Raw genomic sequence first — 25,204 nt, forward strand, 5'->3', positions numbered from 1 at the left:
GAAGGCTAGACCACCGGCGAGCGCGGCCGGACCGCCGGACGGTCCTACAGGTAGCCCATCGGGTCGCGCGGAACGCCGTTCACGCGCGTCTCGAAGTGGATGTGCGGCCCGGTGCTGTTGCCGGTGTTGCCGCTGGCGGCGATCACCTGGCCCTTGCTGACCCGCTGGCCGACGCGGACGCCGAGCCGCGAGTTGTGGCCATAGCAGGTCGACAGCCCGCCGCCGTGGTTGATGCAGATGTAGTTGCCGTAGCCGCCGACCCAGCCGGCGATCGCGACGGTGCCCGAATCGGCGGCGTGGACCGCGGTCCCGGTCGGGACGGCGATGTCGATGCCGGCGTGGAGCCGGCCCCAGCGGGTCCCGAACGGCGACGTGAACTGACCGTTGGCCGGCCAGACCAGCTGACCGCTGCCCTGCTTGACGCTGCCGCCGGCCGGCATCCCGGAGAGCTGGCCCTGGATCTTCGACTCCTCGCGCTCCATCGCGGCGAGGTTCTTCTCCAGCTGCTGGCGCTGCGAGCGGATCCCGACGAGCAGGTTCTCGCGCTTGTCGCGCTCGTTGTCGATCGACGAGCGGGCGCTGACCAGCTCGCCCTTGACCTGGGCGATCTCGTCGCGCCGGGCCTGGATCCGCTCGGTCGCGCTGCGCTGCCGCTGCTCCAGGGTCGAGAGCTTGTCCTCGGTCGCGACCGCCTCGTCCTTGGCGATCTTGACCGCGGCCATGATCCGCCGGTCCTGCTGGCCGATCCGGCGCAGGAACTCGCCGCGCTCGACCAGGTCGGCGAAGCCGTTGCTGTTGAGGACGACGCTGACCAGGTCGGGCTTGTCGGCCTGGTACAGCTCGACCAGCCGCGCGGCGAGCACCCGGCGGGCCTCGGCCAGGCGAGTCCGCAGCCGCGAGAGCCGGGCGCGCTCGGAGCGGAGGTCGGTCTGGGTGCGGGTCAGGAGCGCCTGGCTGCGGTCGAGGTCGCCCTGGACCCCGTCCTCGCGCCGCTGGAGCACGTCGATCCGGCCCTGGAGCTGGCGGATCCGGCCGGTCTGGCGGTCGATGTCGGCGGTCAGGACGCGCTCGCGGCCCTTGCGACGGTCGATCTTGCCCTTGGTGGTGCCGATCTTGCCCTGCAGCTGCTCGAGCTTCGAGGCCGCGTCGACCGGCGCGGGACCGGCCGAGAGCGCGAGCCCCGCGGTCACGAGCAGCGCGGTGCCGGCGGCGGGCAGCGCGCGGGAGCGGGAAGGCAGGTTTCGTGGCACGGCAGGCGAAAGGGGTTCTCGGAAGGTGCGTCCGACGGACCCGTCCCCGCGAACGACGCGAGCGGGAGCGTGCGGACGTGCAGACGGCCGGGCGGCGGCACCACGACCGATAGCGACCGTACGGGCGCCACCGCCGCCGGGGAAGCGGTGCAACGAGCGTTGCGCCGCCAGGAGCGCTGCAACGCGCCTTGCAGCCCACGCACGGGATAGCCCGTGCAGCCGCGGGATCGCGGGGTCTACGGCGTCCCCCGGCGGGTGGTCGGGCCGGCGGGGCCGGTGTGCGACCATGACGGCATGGCTCGCGGCGCTGCCTTCGGCAAGGACACCGGCCTCCAGGTCCGGATGATCGGGACGCTCTTCGGGCTGGGGTTGGTCTACGCGATCTTCGCCGCGGTGATCGTGGCGGCGACCAAGCAGGCGGCCGTGGTGGTCGTCGTGCTCGGCGTGCTGCTGCTGATCCAGACCCTGGCCGCCGACAAGCTGGCGCTGCACGCGATGCACGCGCGCGAGGTGACGCCGGAGGAGGCGCCCGAGCTGCACGCCCTGATCGACCGCCTCTGCCTGCAGGCCGACCTGCCGAAGCCGAAGGTCGCCGTCGCCGACGAGCGGATGCCGAACGCCTTCGCGATCGGGCGCTCGCAGAAGAACTCGACGGTCTGCGTCACCACCGGCCTGCTCGAGCTGCTGCCGCCGGCCGAGCTGGAGGGCGTGCTGGCCCACGAGCTGGCCCACGTCGCCCACCGCGACGTGCTGGTGATGACCCTGGCCAGCTTCTTCGCCTCGCTCGCCGCGATGATCGTCCAGAACGGGATCTGGTTCGGCGGCGGCCACGACGACGATGACGACGGCCCCGGCCTGCTGGCCGTGATCGCCGTCGCCGCCCTGGTCTACGCGATCTCGTTCCTGCTGCTGCGGGCCCTCTCCCGCTACCGCGAGTACGCCGCCGACCGCGGCGCGGCGATCGTCACCGGCCGCCCGAGCGCGCTGGCGGCGGCGCTGGTCCGGATCAGCGACGGGATCAAGCGGACGCCCGACCGCGACCTCCGCGAGGTCGGTGCGGTGCAGGCCTTCTACATCATCCCGCCGAGCGTCAAGAGCGCGGCCGGGGCGCTCTTCGCCACCCACCCGCCGACCGAGAAGCGGATCGCCGCCCTCCAGCGGATCGAGACCCAGCTGCAGAGCGGGCGCACCGTCTGATGGGGTTCCTCGACTCGCTCTTCGGCCGCACCAAGACGGTCAAGCAGGTCCGGCCGGACCGGCTGTTCGCGCTGACGACGGCCGCGCTCGACCTCCAGACCGCGCACGGGATCGTCAGCTCGGGCGAGGCGGCGATCGTCTTCCAGCCGCTGGCCACCGGCGACTTCACCCAGATCGCCGACGACGTCGAGTCGGTGCTGCGCGGGACCGGCGAGGAGACGGGGACCACGATCGAGCGCCGCGACGACGAGTTCGGCTACCGCTGGATGGTGCTCCGCGACCCCGACGTCGACGACCAGGTCGTGGGCGTCAACGCGGTGATGGAGTCGCTCCAGGCCGGCGGCTACGCCGACCGCGTGCTCTGTGCCGTCTTCGCCCTGCGCGAGGCCGGCGTCGACGCCGTCCCGCCGGCGACCACCGGCCGCGCCGTGCACCTGGTCTACCTGGCCAAGCGCGGGACCTGGTACCCGTTCGTGCCCCAGCCGGGGGCGACCAAGGAGCGCGACCGCGAGCGCGAGCTCCAGCTGCGGGCGGTGCTCGACCCGTTGATGCCGCTCGAACCGGAGCTGGATCGCTGGTATCCGCTCTGGGGGGCTCCGCTGGGCTGATCGGCCGGCCCGGTCCTGGTCTCAGCCGGGGAGGCCAAGGTGGTCCGCGGGGGTGCGGTGCGCCCTCGATCGGTCGCGGCCTCGGGGGCGAGTCGCTTGCCCCCGGGGTGCGGCTTTGGCCGCGAACGTTTCCGATCTCGGGCCCACCCCACCCCCGCTGGCTTGGCGACCGGGCCGTGGGCGGGGCGTGCTCGCGGAGGGCGGCGCGCTTCGGGGGGCGAACGTCGCATGGTCCGGGCTCCCACGGGACGGCATGCACGTCGACCACCTGGGGTGGCGGGGAACGTCACACGGGCGGAGGCGGCGCTGGGGTGCGTGACGTTCGTCCCCCCCAACGACCGCGGGGCGGCCGATGGCCGCCCCGCGCAACGTGCGTCGATCGAACGACGGCGACTCAGGCGTCGGCGGGGTCGGGCACCAGGCCCTCCCCGTTGAACTCCCGGCCGGCCTCCTCGAAGGTGAGGTCGTCCGGGGGCAGCAGCACGTCGCTGCCGATCAGCTCGTCGTCGGCGAGCGGGGCGCCCTGGGCGCGGACGAACGACAGCAGCGCGTCGAAGCGGTCGCGGTAGGCCGCCTCGTCGCCCGCCTCGACGGCCGCGACGACGGCGTCGTCGAGGTCGTTGAGCGGGCCGTGCTGGTCGTCGTCCAGGCGATACTGCTGATCGCCGAAGATCCGGACGATCACGCGCCCGCTCCCTGACCCGGCCCCGTGCCGCTCTCGCTCCCGGTGGCGGCGTCGGTCGGGGCGGCCGCCGGCTCCTCGCTGCCCGCGCCCAGCTCGGCCGGAGCGGGACCCTGGCCCAGCTCGGCCTTCAGGCGCGCCAGGTCGGAGTCGACCTCGGAGCTGGTCGACAGCTGCGCCAGCTGGCGATCGATGTCGTCCTGGCCGCTGCCGAGGGTGCCGAGGTCCTCGAAGGTCCCGGCCGCCTCCAGCTCGGCCACGGCGTCGGCCCGGGCCTTCATGTTCTCGGTCTTGTCGACGGCGCGCTGCATCGCCATCCCGACCTCGGCCATCGACTCGCCGACGCCGGTCGCGGCCTCGGAGATCCGGACCTGGGCCTCCGCGGCGTTGTACTGCGCCTTGATGACCTCCTTCTTGGTCCGGAACTGCTCGACCTTGGTCCGCAGCTTCTGCTCGCTGGCGATCAGCTGCTGCTGCTGGTTCTCCAGCTCCGCGACCTGGGTGTCGAGGCTCTGCATCTCGTTCTGGATCGCGCTCTTGCGCTCCAGGGCCGTCCGAGCCAGGGCCTCGTTGCCCGCCGCCAGCGCCTGACGCGCCTGCGTGTCGAGCTTGACGAGCGCCTGCTGGTGCTTCTCGGTCTGGAGCTGCAGGCGCTTCTTCGCGGTCACGACGTCCGCGATGCCCTTCTTGACGTTCTGCAGGTTCTCCAGCTGCTTCTGGTAGCTGTAGTCGAGCGTCTCGCCCGGGTCTTCGGCCTTGTCCAGAACGCGGGACAGCTTGGCCTTGATGACGGTGGACATGCGGCCGCCGAGGCCCATATCGGTCTCCACTTTCAACGTGTTCGGGAACTCGTCGACCACCCTATCGTCCCTGGCTCAAGCCGCCGTGAATTCCCGGCGGAGGTCCGAGAACGACGAAGGCCGCGCGGTGCGCGGCCTTCGCAAGCTCAGGGGTGAGGCGCGGCCCTACAAACCCGGCGGGTGGACGACCGCGAACTTCTTGGCGTCCTTGCGGTTGTTCGGACGCCACTGCGGGCCCTTGGCGCCGCCGCGGTCGTAGGCGGCCGAGGTGTCGAGCCGCAGCCCGGCGATCACGGCGTAGGCGTGACCCTGGTTGCCGTAGACCGAGATCCACTGGCCGAGACCCTCCTCGGCGTTCTTCCAGAGATCGTCGAACTCGTAGGAGGAGAGCGGGCTCTTCAGCAGCCCGGCGCCGATCAGCGCGTAGCTGACGGTGCCCGAGCAGTCGTAGCCGGTGTCCTCGACGCGGGCGTGGCCGCCGCCGTACTTGTACGGCTTGCCGACGATCTTGTTGGCGGCGATCACGGCCTGCTGGACCTGCGCCGGCGCCTTCAGCGGGACCCGCGCGAAGTACGCGGTGCGGCCGTCGAGCGTCTTGCCCTTGTAACGCTTGGCGCGGACGCCGTTGGTGACCCGCATCCCGGCCGGAACCTGGACCGCCCCGGGAGCCGCCGGCGGAGCCGGAGCCGTCTGGGCTGGCGTCTCGGTCGTCAGCCCACCGGTCGCCGGTGAAGCGGCTGACGCGGTGCCGACGAAACCGAACGCCGCAACAGCGGTCAGGGCCATGGCTCGAGTGAAGGGGCGCAAGGAACTGCTCTCTTTCGTCGGCCTACGGGGTTAGCTGACGGGCGAGCGCAGAAAGAGCCAGCGCTTCCACCGCTATCGCGGCGAATTTGCCCCAAGGAACTAGTGGTTCCCCCGCTTACCGAGACGTCACTCGGTAATTCGGCTCCGGGCAGCGTAACAGGAGTCCCGCAAGCTCGCACCCAACCCTGCAGCGCGTCCTGCAGCGGGGAGGAGTCCCGTCGCACGCGATCCAGCGTCGCCGGGTAGCGTTCGACGGCGATGTCTCCGCACCGGGCCCTCCCCCGCCGCCGAACGGCCCTCGTGGCCGCCTGCCTGGCGCTGACGGCGCTCGCCGGCTGCGGCGACGACGACCAGTCCGGGGGCTCGCCGTTCGGGGGCACGCCGAAGGCCGCGGAGGCCGCCGGGCCGACCGATCTCGGCTTCCCGGTCGTCGCCACCCGCAACACCACCCGCACCGCCAGCGACGACCCGGTCGCCGCCGCCGCCGCGATGGCGCGCGCGATCTACTCCGGCGGCGCGGCCGAGACGCAGGCGCGCGCGATCGCGCTCGTCGACAAGCGCGACTGGCGGGCCGCGCTGGCCGCCAGCTCGCTGATGGCGAAGCCGATCGGCGCCCCGATCCTCTTCAGCGACGGCACCCAGCTGCCGGAGATCACCCAGGACGCGCTGCGGACGCTGCGGCCGGCGGGCAGCGAGCCGGCCGGCGGCGCCCAGGTCTTCCGGGTCGGCGCGGTCGGCCGCCCGAGCGGCCTGCGGACCAACGACATCGACGGGCGCGACCCGGCCGAGCTGGCGCTGGCGATCGACCGCCTGACCGCCGCCGCCCGCCGCCGCGCCAGCGACAGCGTGCTGGTGGTCAGCGCCGAGCGGCCCGAGTTCGCGGTCCCGGCAGCCGCCTGGGCGGCGAAGTCCGGCGACCCGATCGCGTTCGTGACCAAGAACGGCCTGCCGGCGGCGACCAAGCGCCAGCTCGCCGACCACCCGCGCGCGACGATCTTCGTGCTCGGCCCCAGCAGCGTGATCCCGCCGGCGGTGACCAAGCAGCTGCGCCAGTACGGGACCGTCCGCCGGACCGGCGGCTCGGATCCGATCAGCAACGCGATCGGGTTCGCGAAGTACGGCTCGGGCGCGTTCGGCTGGCACATCACCGGCGCCGGCCACGGCTTCACCTTCGCCCGCGCCGACGCGCCGCTGCTGGGGATCACCCTGGCGCCGCTGGCCGCCACCGGCCTCCACGGGCCGCTGCTGCTGCTCGACAGCGCCGACAAGCTGCCGGAGCCGGTCCGCAACTTCCTGCTCGACTTCCAGCCCGGGATCCCCAGCACCGGCGACGCGTCCGACGGCTACTACAACCGCGGCTGGCTGGCCGGCAGCGCCAGCGCGATCTCGCCCCAGGTGCAGTCGCAGATCGACGCCCTGCTGGAGATCAGCCCCGTCAACGAGCGCGCCCCCGCCGAGACCGGCGACGCGCCGCAGCCCGGCGACGCCCAGGCCGACGGCGGCGGCAGCAACACGACCACCACCGGCGCGACCACGACCACCGGCCCGACCCCGCCCGGGCGGACCACGAAGAAGCCGGACGACGGGCGCTGAGCCCGGCGCCCCCGACGAGGATCCCATGAGCGAAGCCGAACGCCCCGACCGCCGCACCCGCGGGACCGCGGTCACGATCGACGACATCCGCGAGCTGACCGGGGCCGCGACGCCCCACTTCGCCCAGCAGATCCGCAACCGGGTCGCGCGCCTGATCGCCGACCTGCCGGCCGATCACCCGACCCGCCGCGTCGGCGAGGCCGAGATCGCGCGCCTGACCGCCCTCGGGCGCAGCGGCGAGCACCGCGGCCAGGCGGCCCAGCCGGGCATGCCGGTGATGCCGTCCGCCGCCGTCCCGGAGCAGTGACCGGTGGCGCCGGCGCAGCAGCGACTCCACCGTCTGCTGCTCCCGGCGCTGCGCGAGCGCGGGCCGGTCGTGGACGGCGGCTGGATCGAGCTGCTCGGACCCGGCCGGACGACCGCCGGCGGTCTCGGCGGCGCGCTGCTGCAGGCGCCCGGCGCGGAGCTGGCCCACCAGCGCCTGGCCCGGCCGCTGCTGCGGCGGGCGGCCAAGGGCCCGCTCGGCCCCGGCGCGACCGAGGAGACGCGGCTGCTGCGGGCGCTGCTCGGCGCCCGCCCCGGCGACACCGTCCTCGACCTCGGCTGCGGGCCGGGGCGCCTGACCCGGCGGCTGGTCGCCGACGTCGGCCCGGAGGGGCTGGTGATCGGGCTCGACGCCGCGCCATCGGCGCTGCGGCGGGCGATCCGCGACACGCCCCGCCGGCGGTTCCCGACCGTCGCCTACCTGCGGGCCGACGCCAGCGCGCTGCCGCTGGTCGACGACAGCGTCGACGGGATCGTCTGCTTCGCCGCCCTCGACCTGCTGCACGACCCCGAGGCGGCCCTCGCCGAGGCCGCCCGCGTGCTCCGACCCGGCGGCCGGATCGCGCTGCTGACCTCGGCCGCCCCGCCGCTGCCGCTGGCCGCCCCCGCGCTCCGCGCCGGCGGGCGACTCGGTGGCGTGCGGGTCTTCGGCACCGCCGAGCTGGCCACGCTGCTGCGCGAGCGCGGGTTCGCCGCGATCCGCCAGCGCCGCTTCGGCGTCGTCCAGCTGGTCGGCGCCCGGCTGGCCGACTGACCACCTTCCTCCCCGCCCTCTCCGAACGCGAGCCACGCATGACCGAGACCGTCGCCCCGCCCACCCCCGGCCCGACCCTGTGGTCGGTGATCCAGGACCTGCCGCTGCGGATCGAGGCGGTCGCGCTCGAACCGCTCGAGCGCGAGACGCCGTTCTTCCTCCGCCGCACGACCGTGGTCCGGCTGTCGGGCGGCGGCCACGACGGCGTCGGCGAGGACGTCACCTACGACCCCGACGCGCACCCGGCGTTCCAGGGCTGGGCCGGGCTGCAGGATCTGCGGGGGACGTGGACGATCGCCTCGCTGGCCGAGGCGCTGGCGACCGCCGAGCTGTTCCCGGAGCCGCCCGACCACGCCGTCTACCGCAGCTACCGTCGCTGGGCCTTCGAGTCGGCCGCGCTCGACCTGGCGCTGCGCCAGGCCGGCCGCGCGCTCGCCGACCTGGTCGAGCGGCCGGTCGCGGAGATGACCTTCGTCTCCAGCCGCGCCGTCGGCGACCCGCCCGACCCGGCCGTGATCGCCGACCTGCGGCGGCGCTCGCCGGGGCTGCGGATGAAGCTCGACCTGGGCGAGGCGTGGGACGCCGACGCGATCGCCGCGCTCGCCGCCACCGACGCGGTCGCGACCGTCGACCTGAAGGGCTGGTACCGGGGCACGACCGTCGACACCCCGGTCGACCCGGAGACCTACCGGCTGCTGCTGGAGGGGCTGCCGAACGCGCTCTTCGAGGACCCCGGCGTCACCGAGGAGACCCAGACGCTGCTGCTGGCCCACGCCCGGCGGGTGACCTGGGACGTGCCGCTGCGGACCGCGGCCGACCTCGACCTGCTGCCGTTCCCGCCGGTCGTGGTCAACGTCAAGCCCTCGCGGATCGGCAACCTGCGCGAGCTGTCGGCGGTCTACGCGCTCTGCGGCGAGCGCCAGATCGGCGTCTACTCCGGCGGCCAGACCGAGCTCGGCCCGGGCCGCGGCCAGGCCCAGCTGCTGGCGGCGCTCTTCCACCCCGACGGCCCCAACGACCTGGCTCCGACGGTCTTCAACGACGTCGAGCTGCCGGCCGAGCTGCCGTCGTCGCCGCTGCCGCTGGTGCCGGCGCCGCACGGCTTCCGGCTGGCCGGCGACTAGCGGCGGCCGGGGGCGGCCGGCATCGGCGGGGGTCCGGCCGCTAGCGTGCGGCCCGCGCCGTGGACCCCCCGGCCGGGGGGCGAGCGGTTGCGACTCCCGGTAGGCTCCCGCGCCTTCCGTCAGCCAAACCCTGGATGCAGATGTCTGAGACAGTCGCCATCGCCGGCTCCGGCACGATCGCCACGGGCCTGGCCGTCACGGCCGCCCGCCACTCCGACGTGATCCTCTGGGCCCGCTCCGAGGCCAGCGCCGCGCGCGCCAAGGCCGCGATCGAGAAGCAGGCCGCGAAGCTCGAGGTCGACGTCTCGAACGTCGCCGTCGTGACCGATCTGAAGGAGCTCGGCCGCGGCACGATCCTCGTCGAGGCCGTGGTCGAGGATCCGGCGACCAAGGCCGTCGTGCTCGGCGAGCTCGTCGCCGTCGCCGGCCCCGACGCGATCCTGGCCTCGACCACCTCGTCGCTCTCGATCGAGCAGCTGGCGCAGGCGACCAGCGCCGCCGAGCGGTTCGTCGGCCTGCACGTCTTCAACCCGGTGCCGAAGATGAAGCTCGTCGAGCTGGTCTTCCCGGCCGCCGCCAACGAGACGACGAAGGAGCGCACCCGCGCGCTCTGCGAGCAGTGGGAGAAGGTCGCCGTCGAGGTCCCGGACACCCCCGGCTTCGTCGTCAACAAGCTGCTCTTCCCGTACCTCTTCTCGGCCGTCGAGCTGAAGCAGGAGACCGGTCTCGACGCGAAGGCGATCGACACCTGCATGACGCTCGGCTCCGGCCAGCCGATGGGCCCGTTCGCGCTCCTCGACTTCGTCGGCCTCGACGTCTCGAAGGCGATCGGCGAGGTGATCGGCGCGCCGATCCCGGCCGAGCTGGAGCAGCTGGTCGCCGAGGGCAAGCTCGGTCGCAAGAGCGGCGAGGGTTTCCTCGACTGGAGCCGCTGAGCCCGCTCCGCGCAGGTCTTACCACCACGAGAGCGGTGCTTTAGCGCCGGTTGAGTGGCACGGGGCAGAGTGACGGCTGCGAACGACGCAACCAGTACCTCCTCCTCATAGAACACCCGTCGCGGCCCCCGGAGATCCGGGGGTCGCGGTCGTTCTGGGGCCGTTTCGGAGGACACGCCTCGGCCGGTTCCGGTCCGCGTCCCGGTCTTTGCGCACCCGATACGGACCGGACCCGGCCGAGAATACGAGCGACCCCGCAGAGCGAACTCTGCGGGGCCGTCGTGCGTGTGTGGTGGTAGGGAGTGCCGAAGCACTCCGTCCCGTCATATGTCGGCACGGTGCCGTCCCGGGCACCGGGCCGTGTTGTCCCGTCCAGCCGCACCAGGATCGGCTCGGACATCCCTCCTATCGGCAGGTTCGTGCCGGAGCTTGAGCCCGATTTCGCGAAATCGGGAAAGTTGGCGCGTTGACGCTCATTCCCCGGTCCAGCACACCGTGTCAAACCGGGGGACGGATGACCCGTCGGCGATCGCCGACGGCGTCGCTCAGCGGCCGTCGGCCGGGCGCTCCTGCAGCTCGTCGACGCGCTCGGCCAGCTCCAGGTCGTGGTCGGTGATCCCGCCCGCGCTGTGGGTCCGCAGCCGCAGCCCGACCTGGTTCCAGTCGTGGAGGTGGATGTCGGGGTGGTGGCCCTGGGCCTCGGCCAGGCCGCCGACCGCGTCGACGAACCGCAGCGCCGCGGCGAAGTCGGGGAACGACCACTCCCGCTCCAGTCCGCCGTCGCGCTCGCTCCACGCGCGGTCGGCGATCCACGCCGCCAGCCGTCCTCCGTCGATCAGGTCTGCCATAACCCCATGGTGGCCGATCGTCCGTCCGAGAACCAGCCCCGGGCCGCCGGCCCGCCTCCGCGGCGGATCGTCTCGCTGGTCCCGCACGCCACCGAGCTGCTGTTCGCGCTCGGCCTCGGCGATCGCGTGGTCGGGGTCACCCACGAGTGCGACGCGCCGGCCGCCGCGCTGGCGCTGCCCCACGTCACCGCCGACGTGCTGCCGCCCGGGCTCTCCGCGGCCGAGATCGACCGCGCCGTCCGCGAGCGGACCGCCCGCGGCGAGGCGATCTACCGGCTCGACGAGCAGCGGCTGGCCGAGCTCGACCCCGACCTGATCGTCACCCAGGAGCTGTGCCCGGTCTGCGCCGTCTCCTACGACGAGGTCGCGGCGGTCGCCCGCGAGCTGCCCCGCTGCCCGGACGTGATCGCTCTCGACCCCCACACCTTCGGCGAGACGCTGGGCGACGTGCGGACGCTGGCCGGGGCCTGCGACGTCAAGGACGCCGGCGTCGACCTGGTCGCCGAGATCAGCCGCCGCGTCGACGCGGTCCGGATCGCCGTCCGCGGCGTCGAGCGGCCGCGGGTGGTCGCCGTCGAGTGGTTCGACCCGGTCTTCACCGGCGGCCACTGGACGCCGCAGCTGATCGAGATGGCCGGCGGGACCGACCTCTGCGGGCTGCCCGGCGAGCGCAGCGAGACGACCACCTGGGAGGCGCTGCGGGCACTCGAGCCCGACGTCGTGGTCTGCATCCCCTGCGGCTACGACGGCGACCGCGCGCTGGTCGAGGCGAACGGCTTCGCCGACCGGCTGTGGTCGACCGGGGCCCGGCGGGTGGTCGCGCTCGACGCCTCGGCCTACTTCTCGCGCCCCGGTCCGCGGCTGGTCGCCGGGCTCGAGCTGCTGGCCCACGTGCTCCACCCCGAGCGCTTCCCGACCCCGCCGGACGTCGTCCACGAGGTCGCTCGCCCGACCGCCGGGGCGCGGGCCTGAGCGATGGTGGCGCGCCTGCGACCGATCCTCTACCTGCACAGCTCGGCCGGCCGCTACGGCGCCGACCGCCAGCTGACCGCGATGGTCCGCGGGCTCGACCACGGCAGCTTCCGGGCGCTGGTGGTGCTGGCCGAGGACGGCCCGCTGGCCGGCGACCTGCGCGACGTCGGCGCCGAGGTGGTGGTGCGGCCACTGGCCGTCCTGCGCCGCGAGCTGATGTCGCCCGCCGGGCTGGCGCGGGTGACCGCCTCGTTCGCCGCCGACGCCGGCGGGCTCGGACGGCTGGCCCGGATCCGCGACGTCGCGCTGGTCCACACCAACACCTCGGTCACGCTCGGCGGCGCCGCGACCGCCCGGATCGCCCGGATCCCCCACGTCTGGCACGTGCGCGAGATCTACACCGGCTTCGACCGCTGGTGGCCGGCCTACCGGCGGCTGCTGCTGAGCGCCGACGCGCTGCCGTGCGTCAGCGAGGCCGTCCGTGAGCAGTTCGACGGCGCCCAGCGGGCCGAGCGGGCGCGGATCGTGCCCGACGGCCTGGCGCTCGACGTCGAGCCGATCGACCGGGCCCAGGCGCGCCGCGAGCTGGACCTGCCGCAGGACGCCTTCGTGGTCGCGATGCTGGGCCGGATCTCCGCCTGGAAGGGCCAGGAGGTGCTGGTCGACGCGCTCGCCGCCCCGCCGCTGGCCGACGACCCCGGGACGCTGGCCGTGCTGGCCGGGTCGGCCTGGCGCGACGACCCGCGGCTGATGCGCGAGCTGTGGTCGCGGGCACGCGGTCACGGGGTCTCCAAGCGGGTCCGGCTGCCCGGCTTCGTCGACCGGGTCGGGCTGCTCTACGGTGCCGCCGACGTGGTCGTGGTGCCCTCGACCCGGCCCGACCCGCTGCCGAACGCGGCGCTCGAGGCGGCCGCCGCGGGCTGCTGCGTGGTCGCCGCCGACCACGGCGGGCTGCGCGAGATCCTCGACGGCGGCCGGACCGGCGTGCTGGTCCCCCCGGGCGACCCGGCCGCCCTGGCGCGGACGCTGGCCGAGCTGCGCGACGACCCCCAGCGGCGGGCCCGGCTCGGCGCGCTCGCCCGCGAGGACGCCCGCGCCCGCTTCGGCAGCGCCGCTCTCGCCGACCGGCTGCAGGACCTCTACGCCGAGCTCGTCACCTGACCGAGCGCGCGCCGCTTGCGACCGCGGCGGTACGAAGCGGCGCGCGCTCGGCCGGTGGCTAGACCCCGACGTTGCCGCACCAGCCGAAGCCGAGCGCGATCAGGCCGTCGAGCAGCGCCTGCTGGGCCAGGTTCAGCTGGTCGGCGGCGGTGGCGTCCTCGCCGCCGGCGCGGGCCGCGCCCGCGAGCGCGCCGGCCAGAGCCGCGGCCCGCTCGGCCGAGGCGACCGCCTCGACCCGGACCGGCGTCAGCCGCCCGGCCCCGGCCAGGTCGATCCCCTGGAGGGTGGTGGCGACCTGGGTCCAGATCCCGACCAGCCGGTCGAACTGGCCGGCGACGGTCGGCAGGTCGGTGGCGCGGCCGATCGTGCGGTAGACCCCGTCGACCGGCTGCCGGATCCGGAGGCAGGTGCGGTTGCCGACGTCGACCGTGGCGCGCGGCGCCGCCGGCCCGCCGAGGCAGGGCACGCCGAGGTCGCGGAGGGCCGGGAACGACTCCAGCAGCTGCAGCAGCGAGGGCAGCTGCGACGGGTCCGGAGCGTCGCGGCTGAGGTTGCCGCCGCTGACGGCGCGGAGGCCGCGGCGGAGCCCGTCGCGCAGCTCGGTGAGGGCGGCGCGCGGCTCGGCGACCCGGTCGGCGAGCCCGTCGGGGGCCCGCTGGAGCATGTCGAGGACCGACGAGACGCCGCGCAGGCGGGTGATCATCGCCTGCCGGTAACGGGCCGGGTCGACCGAGAGCGGCGTCAGCCGGGCGCTGGTCAGCGTGGCCGAGCAGCGGCGGGCGGTCTCCAGTCGCCAGGCGCCGACCCCGCCGGCGGCCGGGTCGGCCTTCCAGCGGCGGCCGCGGAGGCTCGCGCGGGAGACCTCCGGCCCGCCGGCGATCCGGACGACGGCGTCGCTGCCGTCGACGGTCGCCTCGAGCGGCTTGCCGCCGGTCCCGGCCAGCGGCTCGAGCGTGATCCGCAGCACCCGCACCGGCAGCGCGCCGCAGCTGCGCTCCGGCTGGGCCAGGTAGCCGGCGAGGGTGGCGAGGGCGCGGCGGGTGCGCGGGCCGACCGCCTGGCAGATCTCGCGCGCGCTCGGATCGGGCCGGACGACGGTCGCGGCCAGGTCGGCGACCGCCCGGACGGCGCCCGCGCGGGCCTCCTCGCTGCCCCGGTCCTCGCCCTTGAGCGCGAACGCGGCCACCGCGCCGACGAGCAGGACGACGACCACGACGGCCGCCGTCAGGGGGCCCCTTCGGGCCCCTCTCCCACTCCGCTGCGGCCCCCCCAGCCGTTCGCGGCGGTTCACCTGATGACGTTCCCGCTGTCCGTGATCCCGGTCTGGCCCGACATCAGCACCGACCCGACGACGGCGATCGCGCAGAGCCCGAGCAGCAGCGCCGGCGCCAGCCACGCGGGGCCGCGGCGGCGCGCGACCTCGTGCAGCACGACCGCGGCGAGGGCGCCGAAGACGAGCCCGCCGAGGTGGCCGCCGAAGCTGATGTTGGCGCCCGGCCGCAGCGACAGGACGACGTTGAAGATCAGCAGGAAGCCGATCTGGCTCTGAAGCGGGTTGATCCCCTGGCGGCGCATCTCGACCAGCGCGTAGCCCATCAGGCCGAAGACCGCGCCCGAGGCGCCGACGGTCGGCGTGGCGGTGGTCTGGATCAAGGCCCCGAGCGAGCCGCCGAGCAGCGCGGTCAGGTAGACGAGGCCGAAGCGGACGTTGCCCAGCCGCCGCTCGATCTCGGTCCCGAGCCAGTAGAGCAGCAGCATGTTGAAGCCGATGTGCAGCAGCCCCGAGTGGAGGAAGCCGCCGGTCACCAGCCGCCACAGCTCGCCGTCGTGGACGAGCGGCCCGAACAGCACCCCGTTGCGGTAGAGCCAGGTCGAGGTGCTGCTGTCGCTGACGCCGAACTCGCCGCCGGCCAGGAAGGCGATCACGCAGATCGCGATCACCGCGTAGGTGACCAGCGGTTCCGCCGTGCCGCCGAGGCTGCGTGACGTGTGGACCTTCGTGCGCTGCTTGGCGCACTCGGGGCAGCGCATGCCGACCGGGGTCGGGGTCATGCAGTCGGGGCAGATCGGACGCCCGCAGTTCGAGCACGCCACGCCGGTCTCGCGCGCCGGGTGGCGGTAACAGGTGGGCATCCGCGCGAAAGTAGCAGGCGGAGCGGGGAAATCCGCCGCCGGGTCAGCGGTTGCCGAACCGCTCGACCCCGCGCCGCAGCAGCTCGGCGGCCTCCTCGGCGGCCTTGTCGAGCGCCGCCGCGCGCTGGCGGTTGCGGCTCTTGCTGGCCTGGCGCCAGCGGAGCACGGCCAGGCCGGTGCCGGCGACGCCGCCGACGGCGACGGCCGCGGCCGGGCGGACCCAGTTGCGCGGGTCCTTCATCGCGGTCAGCTCCCAGCTCTCCAGCTCGTCGGCGGCCAGCTCGCTGAGGTTGCGGAGGGTGGTCTCGACCCGCGCGCCCAGCCGCTCCGGCGGGTCGACCGGGGAGAGCGCCTCGCGCAGGAGGGTCTCGATGTCGAACGTGCTCTGCGCCATCGTCAGGTCCCCGGGGTCGGGGTCGCGGCCACCAGGCCCTCCAGCTGCTTGATCGCGCGGTGGATCAGCACCTTGGTGGCGCCGTCCGAGCGGCCCATCGCGCGGGCGATCTCGCGGTTGTCCATCCCGAGGGCGAAGCGCATGATCAGTGCCTCACGGCGATCGTCGGGCAGGTCCTGGACGGCGGCGAGGATGCGTCCCAGCTCGTCGCGCTCCTCCACCAGGTCCTCGGTGGTGTGCGTCGCCCGCAGCACGGTCGTCGACTCGTCGTCGTCGATCGAGGTCTGGGGGCGGCGGGAGCGGTCGCGGAAGTGGTTCGCGGCGAGGTTGTGCGCGATCCGGATCAGCCACGGACGCAAGGGGCGTCCGTCCGATTCCGCGAGCGCGCGCTCGAAGTGCCGATAGGCCTGCAGGAACGTCTGCTCGGTGAGGTCCTCCGCGTCGTGGTGGTTCCCGACCCGGTAGTAGCAGTAGGAGTAGACGTCCCGCAGGTGCGCGCGGTAGAGCTCGGAGAACCGTTCGTCGAGCTCGGCCTTGTCCACGCGCTCACCCTACACGGGGGCGGTGGGGCGGCCTGCAGCCCGGCCACCAGGCCGGGCGCGCGCGTGCCTGGCGGGCGCTCAGCCTCCTGCCGACCGGGCCTCCCGCTGGTCGTGGTCGTCGGGCGCGGCGGCGAGGGCGCGGCGGTCGATCGCCGGCGCGAGTTCGGGGCGCAGCTTCTCGGGGTCGACGCCGATCCCGGTCTCGGCGACGTGGCCGCCGAGCGAGTTCCACTGCAGCTCGATGCAGGGCCAGATCCGGTCGGTGACGTTCTTGGCCAGCTCGCCGGTCGGCTGCTCGACGTGGGGGAAGGTGAGCGGGCGGCCGGCGCGGACGATCACCTTGTGGGGGCGGATCTTCCAGCCGGTGCGGATGTGGGTGGTGCCGTGGACGGCGAGCGGGACGACGGGGGCGCCGGTCTCCAGGGCCAGCCGGCCGACGCCGCGCTTCGGCGTGCCGAGGCCGCCGGGGCGGACGCGGGTGCCCTCGGGGAAGATCACCACGCAGTCGCCGCGCTCGAGGATCGCCTTGGCGGTCGACATCGCGTCGCCGTCGGCGTTGCCGCGGTCGATCGGGAAGGCGCCGAGGCTGTTCAGGAACCAGCGCTGGAGCGGGCGCCGGAAGAGCTCCTTCTTGGCCACGAAGTAGAGCGGCCGGCGGCTCATCGCCCCGAGGATGAAGGGGTCGAGGAAGCTCCGGTGGTTGGCGGCGAAGATCACCGGGCCGGAACTGGGGATGTGCTCGCGTCCAATCCGCGTCATCCGGAAGTAGACGTGGAAGAAGGGCTGGAAGAACGCACGCACGATCCAGTAGACGATCGGGTTGACGCCCTTGCCGGTGACGTTGTCGTGCAGCGCCAGCCGGCCGTCGCGATCGAGGTCCGGATCGACCGCCGTGCTCGTCGCGGCCACCGGCAGCGGCCGCGGGTCCTGCTCGGGGGAATCGGTCGGGGGGCCGGGATCGTGCGCCATCTCACCCAACGACCCCGCCCCCACCGCCCGGTTACAGCTCGGCCACATCCGCCGGACCGCCGGCCGGCCGCTACCCTGACGCGATCACGCCGGCGTAGCTCAGTTGGTAGAGCACCCGCCTTGTAAGCGGACGGTCAGCGGTTCGAGTCCGCTCGCCGGCTTTGGTCGGTCGGCGTCGGTCCGGGCGGCCGGCGTCTGCGCCGCGTTCCGCTCAGACCGGCGTCGTGTCCGCCACCCCCGGCTGCTTGCCGCGCCGCGGCGGGGTGCCGTCGGTCGGGCTGATCGGGGTCGGGGTGGTGCAATCGTCGAGGCCGAGCCGGGCCGCGGCGGCCTCGGCCCGGGCGGTCCGGAAGCCGGCCCGGTACGGGTCGGCGCTGCCGTTCCCGGTCGCGAGCAGCCGCGCCAGGCGACGGAGGCTGAGGGCGCTGGCCCGCAGGTCGGCCACCAGCACGCCGTGCAGCCGCCGCCAGCTGCGGCGCTCCGCGGCCGACGCCCGGCCGGCGTCGATCGGCAGGCCGCGGAGGGTCTGGGCCAACCGCCGCTGGCCGTCGCCGATCCGCCGCAGCGCGCGGGCCGCCGCAGCGGGCGACGACGCCCGCAGCAGCGCCCCGAACTGCGCGAACAGCCGCTCGTCGCTGCGGCGGCAGGCCGCCTGGGCGCGGTCGGCGTAGCTCGTGCCGTGCAGCGGATGGGTCCAGCAGACCACCCCGCCGTCCCGTCGCGCGCCGCGGACCCGCCGCAGCGCCCGGTCGAGCCGCCGGGCCAGCACCACCTGCGCCGTGCCCGGCGGCACGCCGTCGTTGACCATCCGCCGCACCGTGCGCTGCGCCCGGAGCGCCCGCTCGAGGCCGCCGACGAGGCCGCGGTGGGCGTCGCGCAGCACGGCCGGCGGACGCGCGCGCCGCGCCGCTCGCAGATAGGCGGCGAGCCGCTGCTCCTGGGCCTCGGCCGCCAGCAGCCAGCCGCCGGGGCTCGCCGTCGGCAGCGCCGCGCGCGCCGAATCGCGGCCGTAGGCGGCGCAGGCCAGCGACTGGCTCAGCCGCCAGCGGACCGCGCGGTCGCCGCCGGCCTCGACCCGCCAGCCGTCGCGCTCCCGCACCAGCGGCACCTCGGCGCGCCAGCCCGCGACGCGGCCGGTCGCCGCGCCCCCACGCGCCGGCGCGGTCAGCGCGCCCGGGGACCGCGAACCGGAGCCGAACGGCGCCAGCAGCTGGGCGGCCGTCTCCCGTTCGAGCGTCGCGCAGCGGCCGCCCGCCCGCAGCAGCCCGCCGAGCCGGTCGACGCGCGCGCGGGTGCCACGGGCCAACCGCCCGCACTCCTCGCCGGTCGCCCCCGGTCGCTCCAGCCAGCCGACGTGCGCGACGAGCAGGTCCCGCGGGGAACCGTCGGAAACGGCCGATCGGCCACCGCCGCCGCAGCCGACCAGGGCCACCGCCAGCAGCGCCGCGATGATCCGCCTCACACCGTCCCCCCGCACCCGACGCCGAGCTGCAGCATGCCGATCCGCATCCCGAACTCCGAGCGGCTGAACGATCCGCCCACGCGCTCGACGGCCCCGAAGTCGCCGCGGCGGCTGTAGACCACCAGATCGCGGAGGACGCCGCGGACGCCGGCGACGCGCTCCCGGACCCGACGCCGGACGGGACGCAGCTCGCGCGGGACGGGAAGCCGGTCGAGCGGCCGCACGAGCCGATCGAGCTGCCGCACCACGCGGTCCTGGAGCGCCCGCGCCTGCTCGAACGACCGGACCGTCGTCCGGTAGGCGCGTCGCAACCCCCGGACCCAGGCCCGGCACTCCCGACCGAGCTGTGCCCGGTACCGCTCGTTCTCGACCGCGCCGCTGTCGTAGCCCTCGCCCCGGAGCTGGAGGCACCCGCCGATCTCCGGGAAGACGACGCCGTTGAGCGCGACCGGGATCCGATTGGCCGCGCCGCGTGGCGGGTCGACGACGGCGCGACGCGGCCCGGAGGGCGAGGCCAGCGCCCGGACGACGCCCGCCATCCGGGTCGCGCGGGCGGCCGCCTCGCGGGCCCGCCGGACGATCGCCCGCCGCGCCGCCTTGCTGTCGCGCTCGGTCGGCCTGCCGGCCCGCACGACCTTGGCGAACCGCCGCAGCGCCCGCGCCTCGACCCGGTACATCCGCCGGAACGAGGCCACCGTCGCCCCCGGCACGCCGGCCCCGATCAGCCGCCGGGCGGTGATCCCGCAGGCCGTCGCCAGATCCATCTTCCAGGTCCACGAGGGATCCTCGGTCAGGTCCACGCGCCACGTCCCGTCCTCGCGACGGAGGGCGATCTCCGGCGCCCCGTCGACCGCCGCCACGCGCGCGCGGTCGCCGTCGAGCCGGACCGCGTCGGCCAGCCCTCGCCGTTCCTCGCCGGCCTCCGCCGTCGGCCCCAGCCGCCAGCCGCCGTTCTCGACCGCGGTGCGGCAGTCGTCGGCTCCGTCCAGGTACTGCGCGCGGGCCAGGGCTTCCAGGCGCGTCCGGGTCTTGCCGTCGAGCCCGCGGCAGACCGCGGCCTCGTCGACCCAGTCGCCCGTCGCCCCGGCCGCCGTCCGTGCCTGCCGGACCGCCGCGGCCACGTCGTCCTTCGTCCGCTCGTCGGCGGTGGCGATCCACCAGGCCCCGGTGCCGATCCCGGCCACCAGCGCGATGCCCAGGATCGCCAGCGCGATCCGCTTCCCTCGTCGTCCCATGCCCGTCCCCTCGGTCTCGGCGTCCCGGCCCGCGACGGTTCGCCCACGGACTGGACGCACGTACACACGCCGATGTGCCGGACTCTAGGGGACGGGCCCTGACCCGGCCCGGCCGTCGCCCCGCGCCTCCGCTCCCTAGCCTGCTCCTGGTGCGTCGACGCCGTCCCGTTCCGTCCGCCGAGGTCCACCCGCTGGTCCGCCTCTGGCGCTACGCGACCGCCTTCCGGCGGCGGATCGTGCTCGGGGTCGTGTCGTCGGTCCTCAACAAGCTCTTCGACATCGCGCCCGAGCTGCTGATCGGGGTCGCGATCGACGTGGTGGTCCGGACCGACGACAGCTTCGTGGCCCGGATCTTCGGGGTCGAGGACCGCGAGGACCAGCTGCTGGTGCTGGCCGCGATCACCGCGGTGGCGTGGATCCTGGAGTCGCTCAGCCAGTACGTCGCCGAGCGGATCTGGCGCGGGCTCTCGCAGGACCTCCAGCACGGGCTGCGGATGGACGCCTACCGCCACGTGCAGGACCTCGACCTGGCCTGGTTCGAGGACCGCGCCTCGGGCCGGCTGCTGACCATCCTCAACGACGACGTCAACCAGCTGGAGCGGTTCCTCGACGTCGGCGCCGACAAGATCATCATCACGATCACCAACGTGGTTGCCGTCGGCGCGGTCTTCGTGGTCATCTCGCCCCTGCTGGCGCTGATGGCCTTCCTGCCGATCCCGGTGATCATCGGCGGCTCGCTGCTCTTCCAACGACGGCTCGGCCCCCGTTACCGGGCGGTCCGCGAGAAGGCCGGCCGGGTCGGCGGGCTGATCGGCGGCAACCTCGGCGGGATCGCCACGATCAAGGCCTTCGGCGCCGAGCAGCGCGAGGCCGAGCGGGTCTCCGCCGCCTCGATCGACTACGCCGACGCCAACCGCCACGCGATCGTCCTCAGCTCGGCCTTCGTGCCCCTGATCCGGATGGCGATCCTGGTCGGGTTCATCCTCACGCTGGTCCTCGGCGGCCACGCCGCGCTCAACGGCGACCTGGAGATCGGCCTCTACTCGGTGCTCGTCTTCATGACCCAGCGGCTGCTCTGGCCGCTCACCTACCTGGGCGAGACGCTCGACCTGTACCAGCGCGGCGTCGCCTCGATCCGGCGGATCCTCGACCTGCTCGACACCCCGATCCGGATCCGCCCCGGCGCCCGCGAGCTGCCCGCCGACAGCCCCGGCGACGTCCGCTTCCAGGCCGTCTCCTTCAGCTACCGCGACCAGCCCGACGACGGCCCCGGCGACGTCCGCACCCGCGTCCTCGACCGCCTCGACCTGGACGTCCCGGCCGGCGAGACCCACGCGATCGTCGGCGCGACCGGCGCCGGCAAGTCGACCCTGGTCAAGCTGCTGCTGCGGCTCTACGACCCCGACTCCGGGACCGTCGCCGTCGACGGGATCGCCGCCGCCGAGCTGTCGCTCCAGAGCCTCCGCGGCGCGATCGGCTACGTCGGCCAGGACACCTTCCTCTTCGACGGCACCGTCGCCGACAACCTCCGCTACGGCGCCCCCGACGCCCCCGACGACGCGCTCCGCCGGGCGGCCGAGCTGGCCGAGGCCGACGGCTTCGTGCAGGCCCTGCCGCAGGGCTACGACACCCCCGTCGGCGAGCGCGGGATCAAGCTCTCCGGCGGCCAGCGGCAGCGGCTGACGATCGCCCGCGCGCTCGTCCGCGACCCCGCGATCCTGGTCCTCGACGAGGCCACCAGCGCAGTCGACAACGAGACCGAGGCCGCGATCCAGCGCTCGCTGCTGCGGGTCAGCCACGAGCGGACGACGATCGTGATCGCCCACCGGCTGTCGACGATCCGCCACGCCGACCGGATCCACGTGCTCCACGAGGGCCGGGTGGCCGAGGCCGGCACCCACGAGGAGCTGGTCGCGCTCGGCGGGCGCTACGCCGCGCTGTGGGCGGTCCAGACCGGCGAGATCGCGACCGCCTGAGCCGCCGCGCCGGCGCTACTCGTGCGGCGTGACGGCCGCCGGGTCGGCCCCGCCGGCCAGCGCCCGCTGCTGCTGCTCGCCGACCCAGGCGTCGACCTCGAGCCAGCGGTCGTAGAGCCAGTCGGTGCGCCCGGCCTCGTCGCCGGGCAGCTCGGCGGCCGGGTAGCGCCAGAAGCGGATCCGGACCTCGGTCCCGAGCAGCCCGCCGCGCCAGACGTCGCTGATGTGGACGAAGCCGTCGAAGCCGACGTGGCCGCAGAGAACGACATCGGCGTGCGGCGCGTCGGCGAGCACGGTCAGCGGCCCGCCGAGCCGCGGCGGCAGCAGGTGCTGGAAGCGCGCCGCCCGCTCGGCCAGCTCGGGCTGGCGCTCGGCGACGATCTCCTTCGCGCGCGCGAGCTTGCGCGGGGTCATCCGGGTGCCCTCGGGGTAGAGCAGGATCCCCTCGTCGTCGCCCAGGTCGACGGCCAGCTTGCGCAGCTGCTCCAGCTCGCGGGCGGTGTCGCCCGAGCCGCGGCGGACGAAGTAGGTCGGGATGATCTCGCCGCCGAGGTCGAGGGTCGGGATCATCCGCAGTTCGCGCTTGACCACGTAGCGCAGGCCGAGCCCGTGGGCGCGGCCGATGATCGCGTCCGGGAGCGTGTTGTCGATGATGCTGGCGTGGCGGATCAGGACGATCAGCGGCCCGTTGCCGGCCTGGTCGAGCCCCTCGACGGTGAACCGCAGGCCGAAGAGAACCCGGATCCCCGCCAGGTGCCACGACGACCAGCGGATCCGCAGCCGGTAGAGCCGCCAGCGGCGGCGGGCGCTGTCGCGGCCCGAGAGCTTGATCGCCAGCACCTGCAGCAGGCCCAGCAGGTCGCCGAGCAGGAACCACCAGAGCATCGCCAGCAGCCGCACGGCCATCCACGGCTTGCGGCGGCGCAGCCACAGCGCCAGGTCGACGATCGCGGCGCCGAGCAGCAGCAGCGGCGACAGCAGCGTGACGAGGAGGAAGGCGATCGTCTCCGCGACGATCCCCCGAAGGCGGCGGACGATCCGCGCCCCACGAGGCCCGTCGTCGGGCAGCAGCGGACCCATCGGCGGCAGCCTAGTGCGCGTCCGGCGGCGACGGGCTGCGGGGTCGGTCGCGCGCGGGCGGGTGGTCAGGCGCCGTCGACGGCGACCCAGGCGCCGGCGACCCGGCCGAGGATGATCTCGGTCCGGCGGTCGCCCTCGACGATCGCGAAGGTCGCGCGGTCGTCGTCGACGCCGGGCTGATCGTCGACCGAGACCAGCACCAGCTCGATCGCGTCGGGATCCGCGACGCCGCGGGAACGGGCGGCGTCGCGGGCGGCGGCCTCCAGGGCCGCGCGGTCCCAGCCCTCGTCGGCGGCGTGGGCCGCGGCGAGGGCGTTGTTCGCCTCGCGCACCCGCGCGAGGACCTGGTCGCGGCGGGCCAGAGCGCGCCGGCGCCCCGCCAGGAAGCCCGTGAGGGCGAGCAGCGCGATCAGGAGCAGCACCACGAGCAGCACGATCCCCACCACCGAGACGGCCAGTGGCACGTTGGCCGGAGTCACGGCGAGGGTGGAGGTCGAAAGCTCGATCAGCGGCATCGCGCCAAGAATCCTACGGCTTGCGCCGCTCAGGCGATCGCGGCGGGCACCCGCTCGCGCTCGTGCAGGAAGTCGCCGATCTTGCGCTTCACGCGCTGGAGGGCGTTGTCGACCCGCTTCGTGTCGGAGCCGAGGGTCTCGGAGATCTGCTCGTAGGTGCGGCCGCGCAGGTAGAGGGCGAGGACGCGCGACTCGAGGTCGCTCAGCAGCTCCGGCACCGAGGCGACCAGCGCCCGCAGCTCGTCGCGGTCGACGGCCAGGCGCGCGGGGTCGTGCTTGCCGGGGCCGGCGATGACCTCGTGCAGCGTGCTCTCGCCCTCGGACGCGCCGGGCGGCGGCGAGGAGAGCGAGACGGCGTCGTTGAGCAGCTTCGCCTTGTGGCGGTTGTCGGCCTTGATCGCGGTGATCATCCGCCGCGTGATGCAGAGCTCGGCGAAGTTGCGGAAGCTCGACTCGCGGTCGGTCCGGAAGTCGCGGATCGCCTCGTACAGGCCCATCAGGCCGTACTGGACGAGGTCGTCGCGGTCGCCACCGTTCAGGAAGAAGGACGAGGCCTTCATCCGGACGAAGCCCTGGTAGCGCTTGATCAGTCGATTGGTCGCCTGCTGGTCGCCGCGCTTCGCACGGGCGATCAGGAAGCCATCCTCAACCTCACGTCGAGCGTGAGTGTTGGTCTGCAGTTGTGCCACGAGATGCCTTTCCGTCCGCCTCCACGCGGACTTGAAGCCTCGTAGCGCGCGCCTCCCTCGGCGCTATGAGCAAGTACTAACGGTCGTTCCCTGTCGTCCTCGTCTGCCAAGGGCCCGGTCTCGACCTCAGGTCGACGGTGACGACGCGGCGACTTTCGCAGAAGTTATGTCGCGCTGTCAAGCCGATCTCGCTGTTGCAAGATCTCGTACAGCAGGACCGCGGTCGCGACGCCCACGTTGAGGCTCTCGATCCGCCCGCGGAGCGGCAGGGCGACCAGCTCGTCGCAGGTGGCGGCCACGCGCGGCCGCAGACCGCTCCCCTCGGCCCCCATCACGAGCACCACGGCGCCGCCGTAGTCGGGCTGGTCGTAGGGCAGCGGCGCACGGCCACCGGCGGTCGGCTCGCCGGCCGCGCCGTAGATCCAGGCGCCCGCCTGCTTGGCCTCGGTCAGCGCGTCGGCCAGGTTGCGGACCTGGGCGATCGGCAGGTGCTCGACCGCGCCCGCCGACGCCTTCGCCGCGACCGGGGTCACCTCGGCCGCGCGGTGCCGGCAGAGGATCAGGCCGGTCGCCCCGACGCACTCGGCGGTGCGGGCGATCGATCCCAGGTTGCGCGGATCCTGGACCTCGTCGAGCGCCACCAGCAGCGGCGCGTCGGGGGCCAGCAGGTCCTCCAGCTCGGCGTACGGGTAGGGATCGACGGCGGCGACCACGCCCTGGTGGTCGCCGGTCCCGGCCAGCGCGGTCAGCGCGTCGCCGTCGACCTGCTCGGCCCGCCCCGGCTCGATCCAGGACTCGGCCGCGAGCGTGGCGGCCGTCGCCCAGACCGCCCGCACCCGCCGCCGCCCGGCGCGCAGGGCCTCGTGGACCGCGTTGCGGCCGTAGAGCAGCTGCGCGTCGCGCGGGAGTCCCGAGGGCAGCGGCGGCGGACTCGCCTCGGCGGCTGCGCCGTGATCATCGTGGCGAGCGGACCAGCTATCGCGGGGACCGCGGCCGGGACCGCGACGGTCGTCGCGGGGCGTCCGGGCGCCGGAGCCGCCACGGCCCGCCGAGCCGTCGCGGGGGCCACGGGCGGCCGAGCGCGGACCGCCGGGGCGGCGCTGGTCGCCCCAGCCGCCGCGGTCGCGATCGCGGTCGCGGTCGCGGTCGCGGTC

At 74.6% G+C, this 25,204-nt stretch carries 26 protein-coding genes, 1 tRNA gene and 1 riboswitch; of the genes, 11 read left to right on the plus strand and 16 right to left on the minus strand.

All coding sequences use genetic code 11. From position 1 onward, the window contains the following. Positions 1-44: 44 nt before the first annotated feature. A complete protein-coding gene (locus SH587_RS22215; RefSeq protein WP_320672849.1) occupies positions 45-1,250 on the minus strand; it encodes a murein hydrolase activator EnvC family protein in 1,206 nt (401 codons plus the stop codon). A gap of 294 nt (positions 1,251-1,544) precedes the next feature. Between SH587_RS22215 and htpX the strand changes: the two genes are divergently transcribed. Further along, positions 1,545-2,447, plus strand: a complete 903-nt coding sequence (gene htpX / locus SH587_RS22220) for a zinc metalloprotease HtpX (RefSeq protein ID WP_320672850.1) — start codon at positions 1,545-1,547, stop codon at positions 2,445-2,447. After that, positions 2,447-3,055, plus strand: a complete 609-nt coding sequence (gene pspAB, locus SH587_RS22225; protein WP_320672851.1) for a PspA-associated protein PspAB — start codon at positions 2,447-2,449, stop codon at positions 3,053-3,055. Before htpX ends, pspAB begins: the two co-directional genes overlap by 1 nt. A gap of 394 nt (positions 3,056-3,449) precedes the next feature. Here pspAB and pspAA read toward each other — a convergent pair whose 3' ends face one another. From pspAA to SH587_RS22240, 3 genes are all read right to left on the minus strand, one after another. Next, positions 3,450-3,740 (minus strand): PspA-associated protein PspAA, encoded by a 291-nt coding sequence (pspAA, locus tag SH587_RS22230; protein ID WP_320672852.1) that lies wholly within the window; start codon positions 3,738-3,740, stop codon positions 3,450-3,452. Then, complete coding sequence (locus SH587_RS22235) at positions 3,737-4,555, minus strand: PspA/IM30 family protein (RefSeq protein WP_375341803.1); 819 nt, start codon at positions 4,553-4,555, stop codon at positions 3,737-3,739. The genes pspAA and SH587_RS22235 overlap by 4 nt, the downstream gene beginning before the upstream one ends. A gap of 147 nt (positions 4,556-4,702) precedes the next feature. Next, positions 4,703-5,176: a hypothetical protein gene (locus tag SH587_RS22240; protein WP_320672854.1), complete on the minus strand. Its 474-nt coding sequence runs from the start codon at positions 5,174-5,176 to the stop codon at positions 4,703-4,705. Between the two features lie 172 nt (positions 5,177-5,348). Further along, positions 5,349-5,498, minus strand: a riboswitch (cyclic di-AMP (ydaO/yuaA leader). A 104-nt stretch (positions 5,499-5,602) separates the two neighbouring features. On the opposite strand from SH587_RS22240, the gene SH587_RS22245 reads away from it, so the two are divergent. From SH587_RS22245 to SH587_RS22265, 5 genes are all read left to right on the plus strand, one after another. Beyond that, the gene (locus tag SH587_RS22245) at positions 5,603-6,937 is read left to right on the plus strand and encodes a hypothetical protein (RefSeq protein ID WP_320672855.1); all 1,335 of its coding nucleotides are present in this window, start codon (positions 5,603-5,605) and stop codon (positions 6,935-6,937) included. A gap of 25 nt (positions 6,938-6,962) precedes the next feature. Next, complete coding sequence (locus tag SH587_RS22250; protein WP_320672856.1) at positions 6,963-7,244, plus strand: hypothetical protein; 282 nt, start codon at positions 6,963-6,965, stop codon at positions 7,242-7,244. A 3-nt stretch (positions 7,245-7,247) separates the two neighbouring features. After that, complete coding sequence (locus SH587_RS22255; RefSeq protein WP_320672857.1) at positions 7,248-8,015, plus strand: class I SAM-dependent methyltransferase; 768 nt, start codon at positions 7,248-7,250, stop codon at positions 8,013-8,015. A gap of 38 nt (positions 8,016-8,053) precedes the next feature. Beyond that, positions 8,054-9,139, plus strand: a complete 1,086-nt coding sequence (locus SH587_RS22260) for a hypothetical protein (RefSeq protein ID WP_320672858.1) — start codon at positions 8,054-8,056, stop codon at positions 9,137-9,139. A 140-nt stretch (positions 9,140-9,279) separates the two neighbouring features. Beyond that, the gene (locus tag SH587_RS22265) at positions 9,280-10,074 is read left to right on the plus strand and encodes a 3-hydroxyacyl-CoA dehydrogenase family protein (protein WP_320672859.1); all 795 of its coding nucleotides are present in this window, start codon (positions 9,280-9,282) and stop codon (positions 10,072-10,074) included. Positions 10,075-10,619: 545 nt separating this feature from the next. Here the strand turns inward: SH587_RS22265 and SH587_RS22270 are convergent. Continuing rightward, positions 10,620-10,922: a 4a-hydroxytetrahydrobiopterin dehydratase gene (locus SH587_RS22270; protein WP_320672860.1), complete on the minus strand. Its 303-nt coding sequence runs from the start codon at positions 10,920-10,922 to the stop codon at positions 10,620-10,622. A gap of 9 nt (positions 10,923-10,931) precedes the next feature. Here SH587_RS22270 and SH587_RS22275 point away from each other — a divergent pair, with 9 nt between their 5' ends. Both SH587_RS22275 and SH587_RS22280 read left to right on the plus strand, forming a co-directional pair. Beyond that, positions 10,932-11,894, plus strand: a complete 963-nt coding sequence (locus tag SH587_RS22275) for an ABC transporter substrate-binding protein (protein ID WP_320672861.1) — start codon at positions 10,932-10,934, stop codon at positions 11,892-11,894. Between the two features lie 6 nt (positions 11,895-11,900). Beyond that, positions 11,901-13,055: a glycosyltransferase family 4 protein gene (locus SH587_RS22280; protein WP_320672862.1), complete on the plus strand. Its 1,155-nt coding sequence runs from the start codon at positions 11,901-11,903 to the stop codon at positions 13,053-13,055. Between the two features lie 58 nt (positions 13,056-13,113). Here SH587_RS22280 and SH587_RS22285 read toward each other — a convergent pair whose 3' ends face one another. The 5 genes from SH587_RS22285 to SH587_RS22305 all read right to left on the minus strand — a co-directional run bounded on the left by SH587_RS22285 (position 13,114) and on the right by SH587_RS22305 (position 17,093). Then, positions 13,114-14,268, minus strand: coding sequence for a hypothetical protein (locus SH587_RS22285; protein WP_320672863.1), 1,155 nt, complete (start codon positions 14,266-14,268; stop codon positions 13,114-13,116). Between the two features lie 74 nt (positions 14,269-14,342). Then, positions 14,343-15,188 carry a rhomboid family intramembrane serine protease gene (locus SH587_RS22290; RefSeq protein ID WP_320672864.1) on the minus strand — a complete coding sequence of 282 codons (846 nt, stop codon included), beginning with the start codon at positions 15,186-15,188 and terminating at the stop codon, positions 14,343-14,345. 43 nt (positions 15,189-15,231) lie between these two features. Continuing rightward, positions 15,232-15,582 carry a hypothetical protein gene (locus tag SH587_RS22295; protein WP_320672865.1) on the minus strand — a complete coding sequence of 117 codons (351 nt, stop codon included), beginning with the start codon at positions 15,580-15,582 and terminating at the stop codon, positions 15,232-15,234. A 2-nt stretch (positions 15,583-15,584) separates the two neighbouring features. Further along, positions 15,585-16,124 carry an RNA polymerase sigma factor gene (locus SH587_RS22300; protein WP_320672866.1) on the minus strand — a complete coding sequence of 180 codons (540 nt, stop codon included), beginning with the start codon at positions 16,122-16,124 and terminating at the stop codon, positions 15,585-15,587. 78 nt (positions 16,125-16,202) lie between these two features. Continuing rightward, entirely contained in the window at positions 16,203-17,093 is an 891-nt protein-coding gene (locus SH587_RS22305) for a lysophospholipid acyltransferase family protein (RefSeq protein WP_320672867.1), read from the minus strand. Between the two features lie 88 nt (positions 17,094-17,181). Between SH587_RS22305 and SH587_RS22310 the strand changes: the two genes are divergently transcribed. Continuing rightward, positions 17,182-17,254, plus strand: a tRNA-Thr gene (locus tag SH587_RS22310). A 50-nt stretch (positions 17,255-17,304) separates the two neighbouring features. Here the strand turns inward: SH587_RS22310 and SH587_RS22315 are convergent. Next, on the minus strand, positions 17,305-18,555 hold the full coding sequence (locus SH587_RS22315; protein ID WP_320672868.1) for a hypothetical protein: 1,251 nt from the start codon (positions 18,553-18,555) through the stop codon (positions 17,305-17,307). After that, positions 18,552-19,790, minus strand: coding sequence for a hypothetical protein (locus tag SH587_RS22320; protein WP_320672869.1), 1,239 nt, complete (start codon positions 19,788-19,790; stop codon positions 18,552-18,554). The genes SH587_RS22315 and SH587_RS22320 overlap by 4 nt, the downstream gene beginning before the upstream one ends. Before the next feature lie 149 nt (positions 19,791-19,939). Here SH587_RS22320 and SH587_RS22325 point away from each other — a divergent pair, with 149 nt between their 5' ends. Next, positions 19,940-21,766 (plus strand): ABC transporter ATP-binding protein, encoded by a 1,827-nt coding sequence (locus SH587_RS22325; protein ID WP_320672870.1) that lies wholly within the window; start codon positions 19,940-19,942, stop codon positions 21,764-21,766. 15 nt (positions 21,767-21,781) lie between these two features. Here the strand turns inward: SH587_RS22325 and SH587_RS22330 are convergent, their stop codons facing one another. The 4 genes from SH587_RS22330 to rlmB all read right to left on the minus strand — a co-directional run. After that, entirely contained in the window at positions 21,782-22,846 is a 1,065-nt protein-coding gene (locus SH587_RS22330; protein WP_320672871.1) for a lysophospholipid acyltransferase family protein, read from the minus strand. A gap of 65 nt (positions 22,847-22,911) precedes the next feature. Then, positions 22,912-23,361 carry a hypothetical protein gene (locus tag SH587_RS22335; RefSeq protein ID WP_320672872.1) on the minus strand — a complete coding sequence of 150 codons (450 nt, stop codon included), beginning with the start codon at positions 23,359-23,361 and terminating at the stop codon, positions 22,912-22,914. Positions 23,362-23,390: 29 nt separating this feature from the next. After that, positions 23,391-24,050: an RNA polymerase sporulation sigma factor SigH gene (gene sigH, locus SH587_RS22340; protein WP_320672873.1), complete on the minus strand. Its 660-nt coding sequence runs from the start codon at positions 24,048-24,050 to the stop codon at positions 23,391-23,393. Between the two features lie 164 nt (positions 24,051-24,214). Beyond that, positions 24,215-25,204, minus strand: a 990-nt coding sequence (rlmB, locus tag SH587_RS22345; protein ID WP_320672874.1) for a 23S rRNA (guanosine(2251)-2'-O)-methyltransferase RlmB, incomplete at its 5' end; no start/stop codon positions are given.

Origin of the sequence: Patulibacter defluvii, from assembly GCF_034096925.1 — a bacterium.
GTDB classification, from domain to species: Bacteria; Actinomycetota; Thermoleophilia; order Solirubrobacterales; family Solirubrobacteraceae; genus Patulibacter; species Patulibacter defluvii.